The organism is Cribrihabitans neustonicus (assembly GCF_048820895.1).
Lineage (GTDB): Bacteria > Pseudomonadota > Alphaproteobacteria > Rhodobacterales > Rhodobacteraceae > Cribrihabitans_A > Cribrihabitans_A neustonicus.
The window spans coordinates 97,303-114,266 of record NZ_JBMERQ010000005.1 but is presented as its reverse complement, the minus strand read 5'-3'; the positions used below and the strand labels follow the sequence as shown (position 1 = coordinate 114,266).

Sequence of the window (16,964 nt, the reverse complement as noted above, 5' to 3'; positions counted from 1 at the left end):
AGAAATCTGAGGGGGGAGGTCCGAATAATCGATTGGAGCGCAGCCCCGGTTTCGGAGTGTTCTGGCAGGTGAACGGCGCAAGCGCCGGGTCCGGCAGGAGGAATGCTCATCATGCAAGCGATGGAACCGCGTATCCTGAAAAGCTTTGTGGGGGGAGTCTGGCAGGCGGGGACCACGCAGCAGGAAGTGCTGCTTCATGCGGCGCTCGGCCACCCCCATGCGGTGCTTGCAGGCGCCGCGGATGACATCGCCGAGGCGGTGGTGTGGGCGCGGCAGAGCGGCGGCCCTGCACTGCGGCGGCAAAGCTTCCACGCGCGGGCCCGGATGGTGAAGGCGCTCGCCAAATACCTGGATGAGCACGCCGCCCGGCTTTCCGGCGACAGCCTGGCGGCAGGGGCCACCGGGCGCGACGGCAAACTGGATATCCAGGGCGGCATTCGAACGATGCAGGCGGTGGCTTCGGCCGCAGTGCCGGCACTGCCTGACCAGACGGTGCTGCAGCGGGGGCAGCGCGGCGGCCCGGTGCAGCGCATCCTCACCCCGCGGCCAGGGGTGGCGGTGCAGATCACCTGCTATGATACCCCGGTGCGCGACGCGCTGGACCGGATCACCCCGGCGCTGATTGCGGGCATGCCCTGCATCCTGCGGCCAGCCCGCGAGACTGCGTTCCTGGCCGAGGCCCTGGTGCGGCTGATTGAACAGTCGCAGCTGCTGCCGCCGGGGGCGCTGCAGCTTGTCCACGCTTCGGCCGAAGAGGTGCTGGAGCAGCTGGGCCGTGGCGACACCGTGGCCTTTTCGGGCCCCCGTGAGATGGAGCGGCGGCTGCGCAGCCACCCGGCGGTGGTGTCGGGCCGTGTGGCCTTCCGGGCCTGCACCAGCGGGCTCAGTGCCGCGATTCTCGGCGCGGACGCATTGCCCGGCTCCGCGGCGCAGGGGCTGTTCCTGCGCGGCGTAGTGGAGGAAATTACCGTGAACGCGGGCCAGCGCCGTGGCGCCGTACGGCGCATTCTGGTGCCGCGGGGGCTGGAAGAGCAGGTCACCGCAGCCCTGGCGGCGGAGCTGAGGGCGCTGCCGGTGGGCCTGCCCGACGATCCCAGCTCCCGTATGGGCGCGCTGGTTTCCCTGCGCAGGCGCGAGGAAGCGCGCAGCCGGCTCGCCGCGCTGTCTGCGGAATGCGAAGCCGCGGCCGGCACGCTGGAGGACGTCCGGCTGCATTCGGGCGATGCCGAGCGGGGCGCCTTCCTGAACCCGGTGCTGCTTCGCTGCCGCGACCCGCAACAGGCGGAGGCGGTGCACCGCGTTTGCGTGCGCGGCCCGGCTGCGACCGTGATTGCGTACGACAGCCTGTGCGACGCCTTTGCGCTGGCTGCCCGGGCGCCCTGTTCGCTGGGAGCGGTGATGTACAGCGATGACGCTGCCGCCGCGCGCGAGGCCGCGGTCTGCCTCGCCGCCGCGGGCGGCACGGTGCGCATCCGCGGCGGTGCACTGTCGGGAAGTGGGCAGGATGCGGGCCTTTTGCTGGCGCCCGGCACCCCCGGTGCCCCCGGCGCGGCGCCGGATCTCGACACGCTGCTCGACCCTTATCTGACCGCAACCGACCTGGACGGCCCGCCGCAGCTTGTATCAGCACTCACCGGCCAATGGATCGAGGGCGCACCGGCGCAGGAAGGGACGCACCCATTCCGCAAACCCCTGTCCGAGCTGTGTCCAGGCGATTGTTTCGTTACGCCCGCGCGGGAAATCACCCAGGACGACGTCGAGCAGTTCGCGCATCTGACCGGCGACCGCTTTTATGCCCACATGGACGAGGAGGCCGCCCGCTTGCATCCGTTCTTCGGCCGCCGGGTGGCGCATGGGCAGCTGGTGGTGGCCTTTGCCAACGGGCTCTACGTCGATCCCGACCCGGGTCCGGTGCTGGCCAACATCGGCACCGACAACCTGCGCTTCCATGCGCCGGTCTATTTCGGCGACCGGCTGCATGTGCGGCTCACCTGCAAGAGGATTTCTCCCGCCTCTGCTGCCGGGCATGGCGAGGTGTGCTGGGACTGCCGCGTGCTGAACGGTGCCGGCCGCTGTGTGGCGAGCTTCGATCTGCTGACCCTGGTGGCCGCTGAGTGGCCGCATCAGCGCGCCGTGGAGCCGCTTCCCGAAACCAAGAAGACTGACCAGAAGGACCTTGTCTCATGAACACCGCCACCCCCGCAGACAAACCCCGCATCCTGATCGGCATTACCGGCTCGCTCGACAGCATGCTGCTGCCGCTCTACCTGCGCGAGATCAAGAATACGATCGACTGCTCGCTTACCGCGCTGTTCACGCCCACCGCCACCAAGTTCCTCAACATGGACAGTGTGGCGCTCTTCGTGGACCGGCTGATCTGCGGCGACAGCCCCAGGGACTGGGCCACCGACAAGCCGGGCAAGATCGCTGCCGAGCACGACATATTGGCGGTTCTGCCCGCTACCGCCAATACGCTTTCGGCGGTGGCTTGCGGCTCCTCGCTGAACCGGCTGACCACGGTGGTGCTGGCGGCGGAGTTCCCGGTGCTGTTTTTCCCCGTGATGGGCGGGCCGATGTGGAGCAAGCCGGCCGTGAAGCGCAACGTCGCCCGCATCCGGGAGGACGGCTACGAAGTGTTCGAACCGGTCTGGCGGGAGAATTTCGACCCGCTTCTGAACAAGATGCACGGCCACCAGTCGCTGCCGGAACCGGCTGAAGTGGTGGCGATCCTGAAAAGCCGCCTGCCGCAGCCGGGCTGACCAGCGTTCCCCGGTTGTCCTCCCCTGTACTGCCTGCCGCGCATGTTCTCCGCGGCAGGCCTTTTTTGTTCCCGCTCAGGAGGCCGCGGTCCGGCCACGCATCCGCACAAGCCGCGCCTGCACCCAGGCGGCGAGGTAGAGCCCCAGCCCGAAGGAGATGTGCGACATCAGGCTTTTCAGCCGGGCGAAATCCGGGTCGGGTTTATTGGAGGCCATGAAGCCTGCGCCGGTGGCCGGCTGCAACACGAAGAAGGGGATCACCACCGTCACTAAACCGAAGAGCAGCGCTGGCGCCAGCCGCGGGTGGCGGAGCTGGTCCTTGCCCGCCGCAGCTACGAAAAGGGCGGCAAGCAACACGCCTGTCAGGTAATGGGCGCTCCAGCCGATCGCGGCCTCACCTTGTACGGGCGCTGCCCTGCGCAGGCTATCGTGCACGAACGTGCCCTCCGGCATATGGCCGAGCCAGCGGCCGACCATGGTAAAGCTGCTCTGCGGAATTCCGAACATTGCCTCCGCCGCCACTGCCCAGATATCCATAAAAAGCGTGGCTCCCAATCCCGTCAGCACGATCCGTGCCGCCAATTCCATCTGCTGTGCCAAGGTTTTTGCTCCTCTGCTTGGGGAATGATCCGCGCGGGCGCCGCCCGGCGCGTGCAGGTTCAGCCTAAGGCAGGGGGACTGGCGCTGGCCAATTCGATAAGCTGAGGAAAAACAGCGGTTTTTCTGAGGGTTCGGCGGCCGTTCCGTGGGCGTCCCGTCAGTCCGGCACAGTAACCGTCACGCTGCGTGAGAGCGCGCCGCGGCGCTGCGGGCGGGCCAGGACGCGGTGATCGCTGGCGCGCAGCGAAACGGTGTAGCGATGGGTGCCGGGCGGGAGAGGCCCCAGCGGGAAAAGCGGCTGGTAGGCGGTGCCGATTTTTTCGCTTCCCTTGAAGACATGCGCATGCCCCGCGGGCGCACCATTCTGATCGAGGGCGCAAAGCCCGCTGAAAGTGAAACCCGGGGCGCTGATTTCCAGGTGCCAGGCGCCGCCCGAGGATTGAACCGCGGCCAGCGACAGCGCCGGGCTGTCCCCGGGCAGAGTCACGAACAATTGGTGCGGCAGCTGCCGCAGTTCCTGCGCCTGAGGCAGCCATGACGCCAGCGCGAGCAGCGGGCAGCAGGCTATGAGCGCGGTGGCTGCCAGCTGCCGCAGGGGACGGCGCGGCGGCATCCTCAGGCACGCTCCGCCCCGGGCTGGCGCAATCGCAGCACGCCCGGGCTGCGGCCGCCGTGCAGGAACAGAAAGACACACAGCCCGTAGAGATTGCCGTGCAGGAGCGGCGACTCCTGCAGGACGATGGCGAAGAAGGTGAACGCGCCGATCAGGAAGAGCGCGACGGGCCGCAGCAGCAGCCCCATTGCCAGCAGGACACCGGCCAGGAGCTCGATGCTCATCATGAACAGCGCTGTCCAGGGCTGCGGCAGGCCAAAGAAACTCAGGCCCCCGTGATCGAGGATTGCGATCAGCAGAGTGGGCTGGAGGAACTTGACGCAGACCGCAATCAGCGCAAAGCCGGCACCCGAAAGAACCTGTGCCGTGGTCCAGACCGCATTTGCGTTGGCGTTGCGGGCCTGTCGCGATCCCGATAGCTTCGCATCCAACCCAAACCGGCCGCCGCCATAGTGCAGAAGCAGCAGCGCAGGTGCCGCAAAATGCGGTGCGTAGTAGAGCAGGAAGTCCACCGGGAAGGCGCAGGCGCCCAGGAGCACAAGCACAATCACCCCCAGAGCAGCGGTGCGCACGGCAAGACCCGCGAGCAGCAGCGCGGCTGCGGTCAGGGCGGCGGGCGCCAGCCATTCCCAGCCCGGCGCGAGCGACAGCTGCATGTCGGGCACGAAGAGCGTGGGCTCGCTCCAGCGCGCGGTGCCGTGGCGCGGCAGGCCGCCAAGCGCATTCAGCCCGATGGTGAGTCCAAGGCCCAGCCGCAAAGCGAGGGGGCCAAAATCCGGACTCGCATCGTGCAGCGGCCTCAGCACGCGCGTTGCCGCGGGCTGGGCGCGCTCGGCGAGGAGCAGCGCGGCGAAAACCGCCAGCGCTGCGGCCAGCGCCACCAGCATCAGCGCCTGCCGGTCGAAAAACAGCGCTGGCACCGGGGCGAGGGACAGCTTGTACACCTCTTCCGGCGTCAGCAGCCATGCCTCATGTGCGGCAGCTGGGGCGGCGCAGAGCAGCGCTGCTGCAGCAATGGGCAGGAATGGCCGGCAATCCGGTGTCACGCTTCCCCCTGGGGCTAAGGAGAGGTTTGCAAGGGTGAGAGCATGCCGCCCGCGGTATGCAGGCGGCATGGCGATCAGCATCAGTAGGAGAGCTTCGAGGAAACATTGCTCAATTCGCCCGGCGTGCACTCGGCGGTACCCGCGCCGTTCTGCGGTTGCAGGGCGTTCTGCACGATGTAGGTGCCGATTTGATGGCCCAGCATGTCACCCACAGTGTTGGAGCGGCGGTAATGCACGCCGGCCAGCACCCGCGATTCCGCCTCCTCCTCGGCAAACTGCCGGAAGCTCGTGTAGTCCCTCTCCAGCCCCTTGCCATTGGTGAAGGTGAAACTGAATTCGCCGTCGCCGAAGACTGACTCCATCACCTCCTGCGCAGCGCTGCCGCTGGTGCAGTGCTGACAGGGGTACTCGGGGTGCATCGGGGCCGGAATGCGGGAGGACCAAGGCGTGCCAGGTGCCAGTTCGGGGTGCTCGAACCCCTTGCCAAGCGCCGCCATTGCGGTTTCCGGACGCCAGAAGGCGTATTCATACTTGGCGTTGAAGCCGGCCACCAGCGCATCGGTCAGTGCCAGGTTCAGCAGGGCCAGCAGCCGTGCCTCCTCCAGCAGATCAAGCCCGCAGCGCGCACTGCCGCCGAGCGCGATCTGGTTCCAGGCGCCCGAACCGGAGCCCGCATGCAGCTTGGCAATGGTGGTCACTTCTTCGGAAGCCTCCTGAGCGGCACCGCCGAGCCTGGCCACCTCGGCCAGGTCGCGGTGGAACTGCATGCTGTCGAGGGCGGGCGGCGGGGGCACCGGGAAATGGTCGGCGGAGGACAGAACGAAGGGCGTCATGTGCCGGATCCGGGGCGCGGCCATCGCCCGTTCGGAGGTCGGCTGATAGATGCCTGGCGCGGCCTTGGCCGGGGTGAAGTCGGCGGAGAAATCAGCACCATCCTCTAGCCGCGCCTGAAGCACCGCTTCGGCGGCCGCGCGGCCAAGCGCGATGCCCTGGCCGAGGATTTCGGGGCTGGCGGCGGCGTCCAGATGGCTGTCGGCGATCTGTTGCAATACCTCGGCGCGTTCCGGTATCAGCGTCTGCATCACCGTGAGAGCGGCCTGCGTCACCGCAGCCTCGCGCACCTCCGCTGGACCGCCGGGGCCGTCGTAGGCGTAGGCCTGGTAGTTGCCGCCTGCCGCATTTGCTGCGTCGAACATCGCGGTGTGCAGGATTGCCAGCGCGCGCTGGCGCTGAGGCCCGGGCCATTTCGCCTGTTTGATCAGCTGCATCGCGGCGCCTTGCCACTCTGCCGCCAGTTCGGCCTGCGCGCTGCCCGCGCTCATCGCCAGGGCCAGCGCCGCGCTACAGGCGATGCCCCGCAGCCAGGAAGTTCGTGCCGTCATCGTGTTACCTCGCAAGTCAGAAATACCTATAGGTAGAAACGCATCCGCGGTTCGCACAATTCGGAAGTGCCGAGGGCGGCCCTCAGGATTCCTTGCGCCCTGACCGCTCAGAGCACGCCCAGCACGCGCCACCATAGGAAATCCAGCGGCACCAGCACCAGGAGGCTCACCGTAAACAGTATCAGGCACATCCGGACCACCGCCCGGGCCGGGATGCGGCCGGCCTGGATCGCGGCCACCAGCGGCGGCGCCTGGAAGGGCAGGAAAACATTGGAGAAGGCCAGCACCTGAGTCATCAGCACGGTTTGCAGCGGCAGTCCGGTGGCCTGCGCCAGGTCGGCCCCCAACGGCGTCATCACCGCGGGCACACCGGGCAGGTTGGTGGCCATGGCCACCAGCGTCGACAGGCCAGTCAGCACGGCGAGGTTGCGCACAGGGGTCTCTGGCGAGAAGCCGGCGAAGCCGCCCGCGGCGGCCACCAGCGCCTCGCCCAGGCCGGCCGAAGCAATCACCGCGCCCAGCCCCATGATGCCCGCGACAAACAGCAGCGCGCCATAGCTGAGGTCGGTATTGACCGCTCCGCGTGCGGTGAGCCCGGCGCGCGGCCACAGGCAGGCAAGCGCCGCCGCCAGCCCGATCCAGGCGGGCGAGATCCCGTGCAGCTCGTCGCTCAGCCACAGCGCCAGGCACAGGCCCAGGATTGCCATCAGTTGCCATTGCGGCAGGGTGACGGGCGCGGGCGCTTCGGGACGCGCCTCGCCCCGTTCCGGCAGGCGGTCGGGGAACATCACCAGCACAAGGCCAGCAATGAGCGCCGATTTCAGCAGCCCCAGAACCGGGAAGTGCAGCTTCAGATAGGTCCAATAGGAGATCTCAACCCCGTAGAGGGTCTCGCTCATACCGGCGAGGATCATGTTCGGCGCGTTGGCGGGCAGGATGGTGAAGGCGGGCGCGAAGGTGGCGAAGGCCGCGGCTGTCAGCATTCCGGTGCGGCCCTTGGCGCCGGCCGCAAAGCCCAGCTGCCCGGCCAGGGCCGAGATTACCGGCATCAGGATCATGATGCGGCCGATCGAGGAGGGCACCAGGAAGGCAAGCGCCATGCTGCAGCCGGTGATGCCAGCAATCAGCATCGGGTAGGTCCTGAACGGCAGTCGCATCAGAAGCGCCGCGGCACGCTGGTCGAGCCCGGTGTGCTTGATGGCCGCGCCCAGCACCAGTCCGCTGAACAGCAGCCAGAAGGTGGAGGAATGAAAGCCGGAGAAGATCACCTCGGCCGGGGCCGCAGCAGTGGCAACCGCGGCCAGGAAAAAGGCCAGCGCGGTCCAGTATTCCGGCACCGCGGCGCTGGCCCAAAGGCCGAGACAGCCGGTGGAGAGCGCTGCAGCCAGCGCCATGCCGGGAGGCAGGTAGGCGGCGGCCAGCGCCGCGGCGGCGGCGGCGGCCGCAGCAGAGCCTGCAATCCCCCAGAAGGTTCTGCTGCGGGCGAACCTGTGCAGCGTGGCGGCAAGCGGGTTGAGGTGCGGCGGGGCGCTGGTCTGGGTATGATCTGTCATGGCGGCCTCTAATTCCCGGCAAAAGTGAACTGTCTCCGGGTTATGGGTGTGCGGGCGGCGCCAAATCCAATCGTTTTATCCGAGCTGGGGGCTCACGGTTTTCGAGGGGTGGCCGCCAGCGGCCTGGACGAATCCCGCTGGCAGGGTTTTTGGTTCTGCGCAGCGGGCGGCGCGCAGTTGCGTGGTGCCGTGCGGCACCCGGAAAGGGTCAGGCCGGGAGCCGGGTTCCTGCGTGCAAGGCGCGCACGCGGTCCGACAGCCAGTCGAGGTCAGGGTCGGCAATACCAAGGCTGCGCAGATGCGCGGCGGTGTTCCACAGGTAATCGCAATTGGGGCCCTTTTCACCTGCGGCGGCCGCGATGATCCGGGCCTGCTCGCCGCGCTCGAAACCGCAATACTGCGGGTGTTCACGGTTCACCACATAGGTCAGCGCAGTCACCTCGCGCCCGTCGCGGAGGGCGAGCCGGGTGGTGATTTCGCGGTAGGCCGGGTTGAACAGTTCACGCGCGCGCAGACCCTCCAGGACAGGTTCTTCCTGCCCCTGCGGCACCGCCAGCGCAACTCCGTGGCAGGCTTCGCGCGGCGCTGCGTCCAGCGCCAGCACCAGGCCTGGCTGCTCGGAGGTGCCGCGGTAGCGCAGCGAGCACAGGCAGAAGCGCCGCTTCCAGCCGTCGAGCCGCGCCGGCACCTGTTCGGCGGGATGGAAACCCGGGTTCCAGATCAGCGATCCGTAGCCGAAGACCCAAAGTTGTTCCGGCATGCTGAGGCTCCTTTCAATTAGCAAAATGCAGGCGGCCGGAGCGCGGGGGAGGGCGCTCCGGCCGCCGTGGTGCAGCGTTCAGGGCTCGATGGCCTGATAGGCCTGCACCAGGCTGGTGTAGGGCGGCAGGAATACCGACTTCACACGGCCGCCGGCACGGACCGTGTCCTTAACGTCAAAGTGCAGATGTACCGGCAGCTCCGAAAGCCAGCTGTTGGACACCTTGCCGATACGGTCGCCCTTGGAGACGCGGTCCATCGGCTCCACCTGGAGGCTTTCCATGTCGAGGTGCACATAGCGGTAGAGCGTGCCCGCGGGCGACTGGATGGTGACGGCAAAGCGGCCTACCTGCGCCACCACGCCGTCCGCGGCGGCGACCGCCCAGTGCTTGCCGGCCTCGCAGGTCGCCGGGCGGATGTCCTGGCCCTGGTGGCCTCCGGAAGCGCAGAGCGGCAGATCGGCGCGCCGGAACTCGCAGAAGTTGTCGCGCCAAGGGTAGGAGTAGTTCACCGGATCGCACTCGCTGCCGCCCCCGCCCTTGAAGCCGCCGGGGGCGTAGGCATGCGAATTGGCATAGGCCGGGCCGCTTTCCAGCGGGAAGCGCATATCCGGGAAGAACACCCTGGTGCTGGTCACGCCGGTGCCGGTATCTTCGATCAGATCGCCGGGCTCCAGGAACCGCGCGGGTTCGTCCGCCTGTACCGCGTGCCCGAGGACCAGGGCCGCTGCAAGAACATAGGTCCGGATCATTCTGCGGGTCCTTTCACGGCGATCAGGCTTTCCGCCAGAGTGGTCAGGTATGCGGGCTCGATGCAGCGGGGGTCCTTCGTGGGCTGGTCGCAGGTGATCCGCAACGTATAGAAGGCGCCGAAACGCGCGAGGCTGTAGTCCGCACCGTCCCCCGTGGACTCGTAAGCGCCGGTTTCATGGTGCACTTCAAGTTCGCCCTGAGCGTCCACCACCGAATGCGCCCCCAGAACGCTGACCTGTGCGCCCTCCAGCGTGTAATAGGCGGCGTAGGCCGTGCCCTGGCTGGCAAACAGCGGCGGCGAGGCTTTGGCCTCGGCGCCAAGGATCAGCACCGGCAGCCGGGTCTCCTCCAGACCATCCGGCCCAGCCGCGGCAAAGGCGTCGAGGGTTGCCGCGTCCTGCGCGCGGGCTGCCGCCGCAGCTTCGGCGGCGGCAGGCCAGTCGATGCGGGTGAACATCCGCTGGGGGCTGTCGACGGCGAGGGAAGGCGCGGCCGGCAGCAGCGCGAGCGCAAGGCCCGCGAGATGGGGTTTGCAGTTCATATCCGGTTCTCTCTGTTGAAGAAACAGCCGCGCGCGGAGCAGGCGCCCCTGCGCGGCTATGGCAGCCGCCCTGTTCAGGCGGTTTCCAGCGCCCGCTTGCGCGCCTTTGGCGCAACGTCGCGCTTGCTCTTGGCGTGCAGCCGGGTCATCTGGCCGATGATATTGCGGCGGTGCATCTCCTCGGTCCCGCCGACGCTGCAGAAGGCCAGCGCATCGCGCAGGAAGGTCGACACCTCGCCCTCGTGGTAGCCCTTGCTGCCATAGAGCTTCAGCAAATCCACCGCGCCTTCGGTGACCGCCTCCGCCCCGGCCAGCTTGGCAATCGAGCAGGACATCGCCGCCTCGGGCGCGCCGGTGAGCAGCTGGTGCAGCGCGCCATAGGCCGTCCACTTTGCCGTTTCCGCCGCAATCCTGAGATCGGTGAGCTTCTTCTGCACGTATTGATGCTCGATCACCGGCACCCCGAAGGTCTGCCGCTCACGCGCGTAGTCCATCGCCGCCGCCAGCATCGGCTCCACCAGCCAGGCAGCGGCAAGGCCATAATACAGCCGGCCGAGTGAGACGATGCTGACCAGGTTGCGCAGGCCCTCGCCGGGGGTGCCCAGCAGGTTGCCATAGTGCAGCGGCACGCTGTCAAAACGCATCGGTCCGGTCGGCAGGTCCAGATTGCCCAGCTTGCGGTCCGGTGGGCCGGTGTGCAGCCCCTCGCTTCCCGCATCCAGCAGCACCAGGGCGGTGCCGTCGCGGTCATGCCCGGCCAGCTTGCAGACCACGAGGGTGAAGCTGGCCACCGGCGCGTGTGCGATATTGTACTTGGCGCCGTCCAGCACGAAGGTCTCGTTCGGTCCGGGGCTCAGCACCGAGGAGGTCGCCCGCACGTCGGTGCCGGTGTCGGGGTCGGCGATGGCGGTGGCGCTGAGCTCGCCGCGCAGGATGCGGCCCAGGTATTCGCGCTTCTGCGCCGGGGTGCCGAACAGGTCCAGCGCCCGCACCATGCCGGCTTGCGCGATCACTGACAGCAGCAGCCCGGGCGCACGGATGCCCGAGGCCAGGCCTTCAAGCGCTGCGGTGAAATCCCACCAGCTGCGGCCGCGGCCGCCGTACTCCTCCGGCACGATCATTTGCCACAGCCCGGCGCTGGTCAGCTGATCCCAGGTGCGCTGGTCGAAGGCCCGCCGCCCGAGACGCAGCTCGTCCTGGTCGGTTCGGCAGGCGATCGAGGCGTATTCCGCCCGGATCGCCTGCTGCGCGCCGCTCCATTGCAGATCCATCATGCCGCTCCTTTTACGGTGACTTGCATCTCATGCACCTCAGTTGCCTTCCTGAAAGGCGGCAACCGCGGCCTTGAAGGCATCCGGCACCGGGTAGGTGGCTTGCTTTTCGTAGTCGAACATCACATGAACCGAGCCCGCCTTCGCCACGATGCGCCCATCCGCCCCGCCCAGCCGCATCTCGTGCGACATCTCGAAGCTCTTGCTGCCGAACTTGGTGACCCGGCTCAGCACTACCAGTTTCTCGCCGTACATCGCCTGGGAGACATAATCGCAGGAAGTCTTCACCATGATGTGCGGCAGCTTCTGCGACTTGGGCAGCTCCAAAAGATTGTGCATGTATTCCAGATACGCTGACTGCATGTAATCGTAGTAGACCGGGCTGCTGACGTGGCCCATGGAGTCGGTGTCGCGGTACCGGATGTCGATCGGTGTCTCGAATGCGCGTTGGGTCATGAAGGTTGCTCCTGTTGGCTGGAAAGGTTACTGCGCGGCCCCCGGGCGGGCGCCGCGCTGCGGGTGGTGGGCTGGCGGCAGGGGCCGTGGATGGTGAAGCCCATCGGCACCGGGCCGAAACTGCGCAGAATGGTGAGGCCGTATCGCTCCGCCGCGCGAAGCGTGGTGATGCAGCCATCCGCGCGGCCCTCGGCACACTCCGCCGCCGCCAGAACGTTGCTGGCGGCATAGATCCGCTGCATCGACGGCGGCAGCAGCTTCTCCGGCGCCGGATGCGTCGCGCAGAGCACCGGCATCTCCCCGGTCGAGGAGGCCAGCACCATGTTGTCGGTGTTCATGATGAACACGTCGATCAGCCTGAGATTGCCGAGATGCTCGTAGATGATCGAATGCAGCTGCGGGTAGGCCACCACGCTCAGCAGCACCGAACCAGGTGCCCCTGCCACCGCGCTCGCCGCCTGTTCCATCGAGCGGTGCAGGGAGACCGCGGCATTCGGGCATTTACGCCCGGCCCAGGCCAACGCGGCCTTTTCGCAATTCGTCCCGGATGGCCCCAGAGTGTGAATACGGCCCACCCAAGCATATTCCGCTTCGGATGAAATTGAGCTGTTATAGGCAGGAGTTTCAATTTGGACGTTCATGACACAGGCAGTCCTTCGGAAGGCACAAGAAAAGAAACATAAATTCCGAATCCGGAAACTTCCGGGCTGCCTCGCGGAATTAAATGGCAGCGCGGGATTTCGGGTTAAATATAACGAGTTTGATCTGTTTCCGGTGATTTCGAATCCGGGTCTTGCGGGTTATGGAAGCCGAGCGGGGGATTCTAAACAATTCAAAAAAACTGATAGCTCCCCTCGGAATCGGTGAAGGGGTAAGGCTAATACTGCGCAGGCCGGCGGCAGGCGCAGCCGAAAAGGCACCGCAGCGGGGGCGGCGCCTTCTGGTGCGTCCGGACGGAAGGCGAAGGGAGATCGGGCAGTGCTCAAGCTGCCCGGGCGCTGCGGCCACACCCGCCGAATAGATCCAGGCAGCGCTCGAACCATCGCTGCACCGGGTCAGCAGCGCCGAGCAGCGCACCCGGGCAGCAGACGTGATACCATTGCAGGGTGCCAAACAGGATATAGTCGGCAAACAAGGACTTTTCGCCCCCTAGCCACTCCCGGTCCGACAGCAGGTCGCGGACCGGGGCCAACTGATCCGGCAGGGTGCCGAGGGCACGGCCGCGGTCTTCGTGCACCTCTTCCAGGGTTTTGCCGAACCGCTGTTCGCGCGCGCTGCGGAAGTAGGCGCGGTCGGCTTCGCTCATCAGACGGTACATGTCCATCACCGCCGCCACCGATAGCGGCGGGTGCAGCATAGTCTTGCAATAGCTTTCCACAAATCGTGACAATTGAATGCCGCCGATGCCCTCGAAAAGACTGGGGGCGCTTGGGTATTTGCGCTCCAGGTGCACGGCGATTTTGAAACTGTCTCCTAATACAGTCCCATTGTCGTTCAGCACCGGAACGCTGGTGAAACGGCCGCCTTCAATTTCGCGAATGGAGGCAAAGGTGACCGGCTCCAGCTTATACTCTAGCTGTTTGTGCTCCAGTGCCATGATCACTTTCCAAACATGCGGCGAATAATGTTCGCCGCCTGCACCGCAGAGGCTGTAGAGAATCCGGGTCATCTATTTCTCCCTGGTTGAATAATGACGTCAGGGTGCAATATTTTCCGGGTGATGCAATGGGGATAATGTACGGTTTTCCGGCGTTTGCGGCGGCTTTACGGAAAGCTGCGGGGCACGGCACCGCCGTACCCCGTGAATCTGCGGTAAGCTGGGGGCTCTTCGGACGGGTGCCTCGGATCAGGCGGCCTGTTCTGCACCCGCCGCGCCGGCACCGGGGCGGGCGGCGAGAATGGCGCGGACCGCCGCGATCACCGGATCCTGCTGGCGGCAGGCGAGATGCGCGAACAGCACGCGGGCGGACTGGCGCAGCTCGCGCAACAGAACGAGACCGCCGTCCGCGGACTGAGCGCCCCCTGAGCCGCTGTGCACCAAGCCGACACCGGCGCCGCTGGCAATCAGCGTGCGGGTCACGGTTTCATCGTCCACATGGATGATGCGCCGCGGGTTCAGCCCGTGGCCCTCCAGCAGCTCCCGTGCCAGCCGCCCGCAACAAGAGGAGCTAGCAGGGAAAATCCACGGAAGATTCTCCAGCTTGGCCCAGTCGGTCTTCTCCCCGGCGGGCAGCAGGCCCGCGGGCGCGGCGAGGTAGACGCAGAAACTGGAAATCTCCAGCGCCGAGAAGCCGCTGAGATCCTCACCCGTTTCCGTGAAGAACCCGGCGTCGATGGTGCCGCGCCGAATGCCCTCCAGAACATCGGAGGAGCTCAGGTTCTGCAGCTCCACCTTCACGTCGGGAAATTGCCGGGACATGGCGGTCAGCAGGCTGCTCACCACCTCGGTGCCCGAATGCCGCCCGGCCCCCAGGCAAAGCTGCCCGGCGAGGCAGCCGCGCAGCCGGGAGGCTTCCTCCAGAAACCGCTGATGCTTGTCCAGAAGCTGGCGTGCCTCGCTCAGAAGGCGCTGGCCGTTTTCGGTCACCGTCATGCCGCGGGGGGTGCGCTGGAACAGGGTGAGGCCCAGGGTTTCTTCCATGCATTTAATATGGGCGCTGACGGCCGGCTGGCTGCGGAACAGCAGCTCCGAGGCGCGTGTGATGCTGCCTTCGCGCGCGACGGTCACAAATGTCTTGAGTTGTTGAATGTCCATTAATTCACCCTTCGTGCGTTCTGGCGCCTGGCCAGTCGGGCGGCAGGCCCCGGAAAGAAAATCAGACGGCCCGGGCGTTGGCGGCGGCTGTGCGCGCGGGCGCCTTAGAAGGGTCTCCCGCCCCTCTCCTTAAGGTTGTATTGCGGAGAGGCAGCGTTTCCAAGAGCTTATCCACGCGGCGCGGGATTTTGGCGCAGGAGCGCCGGCGGAAGGCTGTTCCACGGGCGCGTGACGCAGGAGGCCGCCCTAGCTGTTCTGAGGGGCGGGCGAGATGAATCCGCGCACCGGGTAGGTGCGTCCGAAGGCGCCGGGGTGGCTTTCCACCCGAACTGCGGACCAGTCGTTATCTTCCGATACGTCGATCACAGCCATGCCGAGCGATACCCTGTTGCGGTGCCAATTGGCGTGGTCGATCAGGATCTTGCGGGGCTCCAGAACGCGCGAGACCACCGCGACATGGCCAAGCGGCAGCGAGGGAGTGGCGCGGAAGGCCATCACGGCGCCGACCGTAGGCCTCTGCCGTTTGGCAAAGCCCTCCTGAGCCTGCTGCCACCAGGTCTTGGCATTGCCGTAGATGCTGATGCCGCTGGCGTTGCGGGCAAACGGCACGCACCAGACCCTGTGGCCGCGGGCGCGCAGGGTCTCGGCTTCGGAGACGGCAAAGGCCACCCGCTCGGGGTCGAGCTCGCGGCGGCTGACACCCTCCGGCTGCGGGCTGCAGGCGGAAAGAAAAATCCCGCCCGCTGCCAGTAGCGGCAACAGGCGCAACGGCTTGCGGGCGGGTGATTCAGGCATGTGGTCCCTCGGTCTGTTGGTAAATTTTTAACCAAGCGGATAAAGAACCCGATCCGTTTTGGCGAGCTTCTTGATGCAGCCCGGGTGCTGCTGAGCGGCGGGCCGGCAAAAAACCGCCATCAGCGTGCACGATTGACATGTCTTTTGCCGCGGACCCCTGCGGAGTACTGTCGCGGGTCCCGGTTTCACGGCTGTTCCGGCGTTTTAAGGCGGGCTGATGTCAGCGTTTCGCCGGCATTTCGGCGTGGTTTCTCCCCGGCATTCTTGATATCCCGGCACGGAACAATCCGGCAGCAGAGAGGACGGACGCCATGACAAAGACCCCCAAGGCCGAGCGGCCTGCGCTCTCGGGCACGCCGATTGTGTCCTCGGACCACCTCGCCGGAGACGGCACCGGCTGGGAATTCAGCGAGCTCGAATATGCGATGACGATGACCTACAATGCCTTTTCGAGATGGATGATGCACTGCATGAAGGCGGTGGGTTACAAGGACTTCAACCCGCTCGACATCCTGGTGCTGCACAACGTGAACCACCGCAGCAAGGAGAAGCGGCTCAGCGACATCGCTTTCATGCTTAACATCGAAGACACCCATACGGTGAACTACTCACTAAAGAAGCTGGCTAAGGCGGAGCTGGTGCAAAGCCGCAAGGTCGGCAAGGAGATGTTCTATTCCACCTCGGAACGCGGCAAGGAGGTCTGCGCCGCCTACCGCGACATCCGCAAGACCTGTCTTCTTGAGTCGGCGGAGGCGACAGACCGCGATTACCAGGAGATCCGCCACGTGGCGCGGGTGCTGCGCAGCATATCCGGCCTATACGACCAAGCCTCCCGTTCGGCAGCGTCGCTGTAGCCGCGGCCCGCGGAGCCCGGGCAGGTAGCGCTGCGGGGGGCGAAACAGCGCCTCAGGCCCGGCCGCTGCGCACCAGTGAACCGCCGCCATCGGCGCGCAGCAACTGCAGCGCGTCGCGGCAGCTGTCTTCCGCCGCCCGGTCAACGCAACTGAAGCTGAGGTTCGATCAGATCGGCAAAGCGCGCGAGCATTCGGTGCAGATACTCGGGCGAACTGACGAATTGCTCGTGTATGATCAATCCGCGCACGAAGGAGCGGGCAATGCTCCACAGCACTTCGGCATCGTCCGGCGCCTGCCCTGCACCTGAATACAGCCCGGTGATGGAGGCCAGGCTGGCGCGGTCCCACTCGCGCAGCTGCGGCGCCAGCCGCTGGTTCAGCACCGCATCGGTCCGGCAGGCGACCAGAATTTCCAGCATCGCACGCCCGCCTGCGGTGTTCACCACCCGCTCCCAGATCTCCTGCAGCAGCGAGCGGGCGGTGATCCGCCCGGCCGCGGCCTTGCGCGCCTCGATTGGGCGCAGCGACTGCCCGAGCAGGCGCGCCGCGGTTGCCGCGATAATGTCGTGCCGGTCGGAAAAATGATACATCAGAGCCCCGCGCGACACCGCCGCCTCGGCCTGGATCCGCCCCAGCGTGGTTTCGGCGTAGCCGTGCATGTCGAGGCAGCGGACCGCTGCCTCGCAGATGCGCGCCCGCATGGCGGCCGAGCGCTGCTCGTGTTTCGAGGGTTCGGCTTGCGGCGGGGAATTGGGATCGGTCATGCTGGTCAAGTAGCTGTTGGACGCGGCGTCACACAAGGGTGGCAATTGACCGGGCTTGCTTCAA

Annotated in this window: 18 protein-coding genes; 3 read left to right on the top strand and 15 right to left on the bottom strand. The window is 66.5% G+C overall.

The features are described from left to right. Window positions 1-102 precede the first annotated feature (102 nt). Together paaZ and ACOHWE_RS13025 are read left to right on the top strand one after the other, a co-directional pair. The gene (paaZ, locus tag ACOHWE_RS13030) at window positions 103-2,187 is read left to right on the top strand and encodes a phenylacetic acid degradation bifunctional protein PaaZ (protein WP_420666953.1); all 2,085 of its coding nucleotides are present in this window, start codon (window positions 103-105) and stop codon (window positions 2,185-2,187) included. After that, window positions 2,184-2,759: a flavoprotein gene (locus ACOHWE_RS13025; RefSeq protein WP_420666952.1), complete on the top strand. Its 576-nt coding sequence runs from the start codon at window positions 2,184-2,186 to the stop codon at window positions 2,757-2,759. Before paaZ ends, ACOHWE_RS13025 begins: the two co-directional genes overlap by 4 nt. A gap of 75 nt (window positions 2,760-2,834) precedes the next feature. Here ACOHWE_RS13025 and ACOHWE_RS13020 read toward each other — a convergent pair whose 3' ends face one another. From ACOHWE_RS13020 to ACOHWE_RS12955, 14 genes are all read right to left on the bottom strand, one after another. Then, window positions 2,835-3,359 carry a DUF2938 domain-containing protein gene (locus ACOHWE_RS13020; protein WP_420666950.1) on the bottom strand — a complete coding sequence of 175 codons (525 nt, stop codon included), beginning with the start codon at window positions 3,357-3,359 and terminating at the stop codon, window positions 2,835-2,837. Between the two features lie 157 nt (window positions 3,360-3,516). Then, a complete protein-coding gene (locus tag ACOHWE_RS13015) occupies window positions 3,517-3,972 on the bottom strand; it encodes a hypothetical protein (protein WP_420666948.1) in 456 nt (151 codons plus the stop codon). 2 nt (window positions 3,973-3,974) lie between these two features. Further along, window positions 3,975-5,018 carry a hypothetical protein gene (locus ACOHWE_RS13010; RefSeq protein ID WP_420666946.1) on the bottom strand — a complete coding sequence of 348 codons (1,044 nt, stop codon included), beginning with the start codon at window positions 5,016-5,018 and terminating at the stop codon, window positions 3,975-3,977. Between the two features lie 80 nt (window positions 5,019-5,098). Then, entirely contained in the window at window positions 5,099-6,400 is a 1,302-nt protein-coding gene (locus ACOHWE_RS13005; protein WP_420666944.1) for a vanadium-dependent haloperoxidase, read from the bottom strand. A 107-nt stretch (window positions 6,401-6,507) separates the two neighbouring features. Further along, entirely contained in the window at window positions 6,508-7,953 is a 1,446-nt protein-coding gene (locus ACOHWE_RS13000; protein ID WP_420666942.1) for an SLC13 family permease, read from the bottom strand. A gap of 208 nt (window positions 7,954-8,161) precedes the next feature. After that, entirely contained in the window at window positions 8,162-8,713 is a 552-nt protein-coding gene (locus tag ACOHWE_RS12995) for a gamma-glutamylcyclotransferase (RefSeq protein ID WP_420666941.1), read from the bottom strand. Between the two features lie 78 nt (window positions 8,714-8,791). Beyond that, window positions 8,792-9,463, bottom strand: a complete 672-nt coding sequence (locus tag ACOHWE_RS12990) for a M23 family metallopeptidase (RefSeq protein ID WP_420666939.1) — start codon at window positions 9,461-9,463, stop codon at window positions 8,792-8,794. After that, the gene (locus tag ACOHWE_RS12985; RefSeq protein WP_420666938.1) at window positions 9,460-10,005 is read right to left on the bottom strand and encodes a hypothetical protein; all 546 of its coding nucleotides are present in this window, start codon (window positions 10,003-10,005) and stop codon (window positions 9,460-9,462) included. The genes ACOHWE_RS12990 and ACOHWE_RS12985 overlap by 4 nt, the downstream gene beginning before the upstream one ends. Before the next feature lie 74 nt (window positions 10,006-10,079). Beyond that, window positions 10,080-11,276, bottom strand: coding sequence for an acyl-CoA dehydrogenase family protein (locus ACOHWE_RS12980; RefSeq protein WP_420666936.1), 1,197 nt, complete (start codon window positions 11,274-11,276; stop codon window positions 10,080-10,082). A 39-nt stretch (window positions 11,277-11,315) separates the two neighbouring features. After that, window positions 11,316-11,732 carry an acyl-CoA thioesterase gene (locus ACOHWE_RS12975; protein WP_420666934.1) on the bottom strand — a complete coding sequence of 139 codons (417 nt, stop codon included), beginning with the start codon at window positions 11,730-11,732 and terminating at the stop codon, window positions 11,316-11,318. Then, window positions 11,729-12,373, bottom strand: a complete 645-nt coding sequence (locus ACOHWE_RS12970) for a prephenate dehydratase (protein ID WP_420666933.1) — start codon at window positions 12,371-12,373, stop codon at window positions 11,729-11,731. Before ACOHWE_RS12970 ends, ACOHWE_RS12975 begins: the two co-directional genes overlap by 4 nt. Before the next feature lie 341 nt (window positions 12,374-12,714). After that, a complete protein-coding gene (locus ACOHWE_RS12965) occupies window positions 12,715-13,401 on the bottom strand; it encodes a glutathione S-transferase N-terminal domain-containing protein (protein WP_420666931.1) in 687 nt (228 codons plus the stop codon). A 177-nt stretch (window positions 13,402-13,578) separates the two neighbouring features. After that, on the bottom strand, window positions 13,579-14,487 hold the full coding sequence (locus ACOHWE_RS12960; RefSeq protein ID WP_420666929.1) for a LysR family transcriptional regulator: 909 nt from the start codon (window positions 14,485-14,487) through the stop codon (window positions 13,579-13,581). A 246-nt stretch (window positions 14,488-14,733) separates the two neighbouring features. After that, the gene (locus ACOHWE_RS12955; RefSeq protein WP_420666928.1) at window positions 14,734-15,282 is read right to left on the bottom strand and encodes a CHAP domain-containing protein; all 549 of its coding nucleotides are present in this window, start codon (window positions 15,280-15,282) and stop codon (window positions 14,734-14,736) included. Window positions 15,283-15,593: 311 nt separating this feature from the next. Between ACOHWE_RS12955 and ACOHWE_RS12950 the strand changes: the two genes are divergently transcribed. Then, complete coding sequence (locus ACOHWE_RS12950) at window positions 15,594-16,136, top strand: winged helix DNA-binding protein (protein ID WP_420666927.1); 543 nt, start codon at window positions 15,594-15,596, stop codon at window positions 16,134-16,136. Between the two features lie 140 nt (window positions 16,137-16,276). Here the strand turns inward: ACOHWE_RS12950 and ACOHWE_RS12945 are convergent, their stop codons facing one another. After that, the gene (locus ACOHWE_RS12945) at window positions 16,277-16,900 is read right to left on the bottom strand and encodes a TetR/AcrR family transcriptional regulator (RefSeq protein ID WP_420666925.1); all 624 of its coding nucleotides are present in this window, start codon (window positions 16,898-16,900) and stop codon (window positions 16,277-16,279) included. Window positions 16,901-16,964: the final 64 nt, after the last annotated feature.

Bases quoted from the DNA above. Each gene is read 5' to 3' on its own strand.
- paaZ (WP_420666953.1), top strand. From the start codon at position 103: ATGCTCATCATGCAAGCGATGGAACCGCGTATCCTGAAAAGCTTTGTG.
- ACOHWE_RS13025 (WP_420666952.1), top strand. From the start codon at position 2,184: ATGAACACCGCCACCCCCGCAGACAAACCCCGCATCCTGATCGGCATT.
- ACOHWE_RS13015 (WP_420666948.1), bottom strand. From the start codon at position 3,972: ATGCCGCCGCGCCGTCCCCTGCGGCAGCTGGCAGCCACCGCGCTCATA.
- ACOHWE_RS13005 (WP_420666944.1), bottom strand. From the start codon at position 6,400: ATGACGGCACGAACTTCCTGGCTGCGGGGCATCGCCTGTAGCGCGGCG.
- ACOHWE_RS13000 (WP_420666942.1), bottom strand. From the start codon at position 7,953: ATGACAGATCATACCCAGACCAGCGCCCCGCCGCACCTCAACCCGCTT.
- ACOHWE_RS12995 (WP_420666941.1), bottom strand. From the start codon at position 8,713: ATGCCGGAACAACTTTGGGTCTTCGGCTACGGATCGCTGATCTGGAAC.
- ACOHWE_RS12990 (WP_420666939.1), bottom strand. From the start codon at position 9,463: ATGATCCGGACCTATGTTCTTGCAGCGGCCCTGGTCCTCGGGCACGCG.
- ACOHWE_RS12985 (WP_420666938.1), bottom strand. From the start codon at position 10,005: ATGAACTGCAAACCCCATCTCGCGGGCCTTGCGCTCGCGCTGCTGCCG.
- ACOHWE_RS12980 (WP_420666936.1), bottom strand. From the start codon at position 11,276: ATGGATCTGCAATGGAGCGGCGCGCAGCAGGCGATCCGGGCGGAATAC.
- ACOHWE_RS12975 (WP_420666934.1), bottom strand. From the start codon at position 11,732: ATGACCCAACGCGCATTCGAGACACCGATCGACATCCGGTACCGCGAC.
- ACOHWE_RS12970 (WP_420666933.1), bottom strand. From the start codon at position 12,373: ATGAACGTCCAAATTGAAACTCCTGCCTATAACAGCTCAATTTCATCC.
- ACOHWE_RS12965 (WP_420666931.1), bottom strand. From the start codon at position 13,401: ATGACCCGGATTCTCTACAGCCTCTGCGGTGCAGGCGGCGAACATTAT.
- ACOHWE_RS12960 (WP_420666929.1), bottom strand. From the start codon at position 14,487: ATGGACATTCAACAACTCAAGACATTTGTGACCGTCGCGCGCGAAGGC.
- ACOHWE_RS12955 (WP_420666928.1), bottom strand. From the start codon at position 15,282: ATGCCTGAATCACCCGCCCGCAAGCCGTTGCGCCTGTTGCCGCTACTG.
- ACOHWE_RS12950 (WP_420666927.1), top strand. From the start codon at position 15,594: ATGACAAAGACCCCCAAGGCCGAGCGGCCTGCGCTCTCGGGCACGCCG.
- ACOHWE_RS12945 (WP_420666925.1), bottom strand. From the start codon at position 16,900: ATGACCGATCCCAATTCCCCGCCGCAAGCCGAACCCTCGAAACACGAG.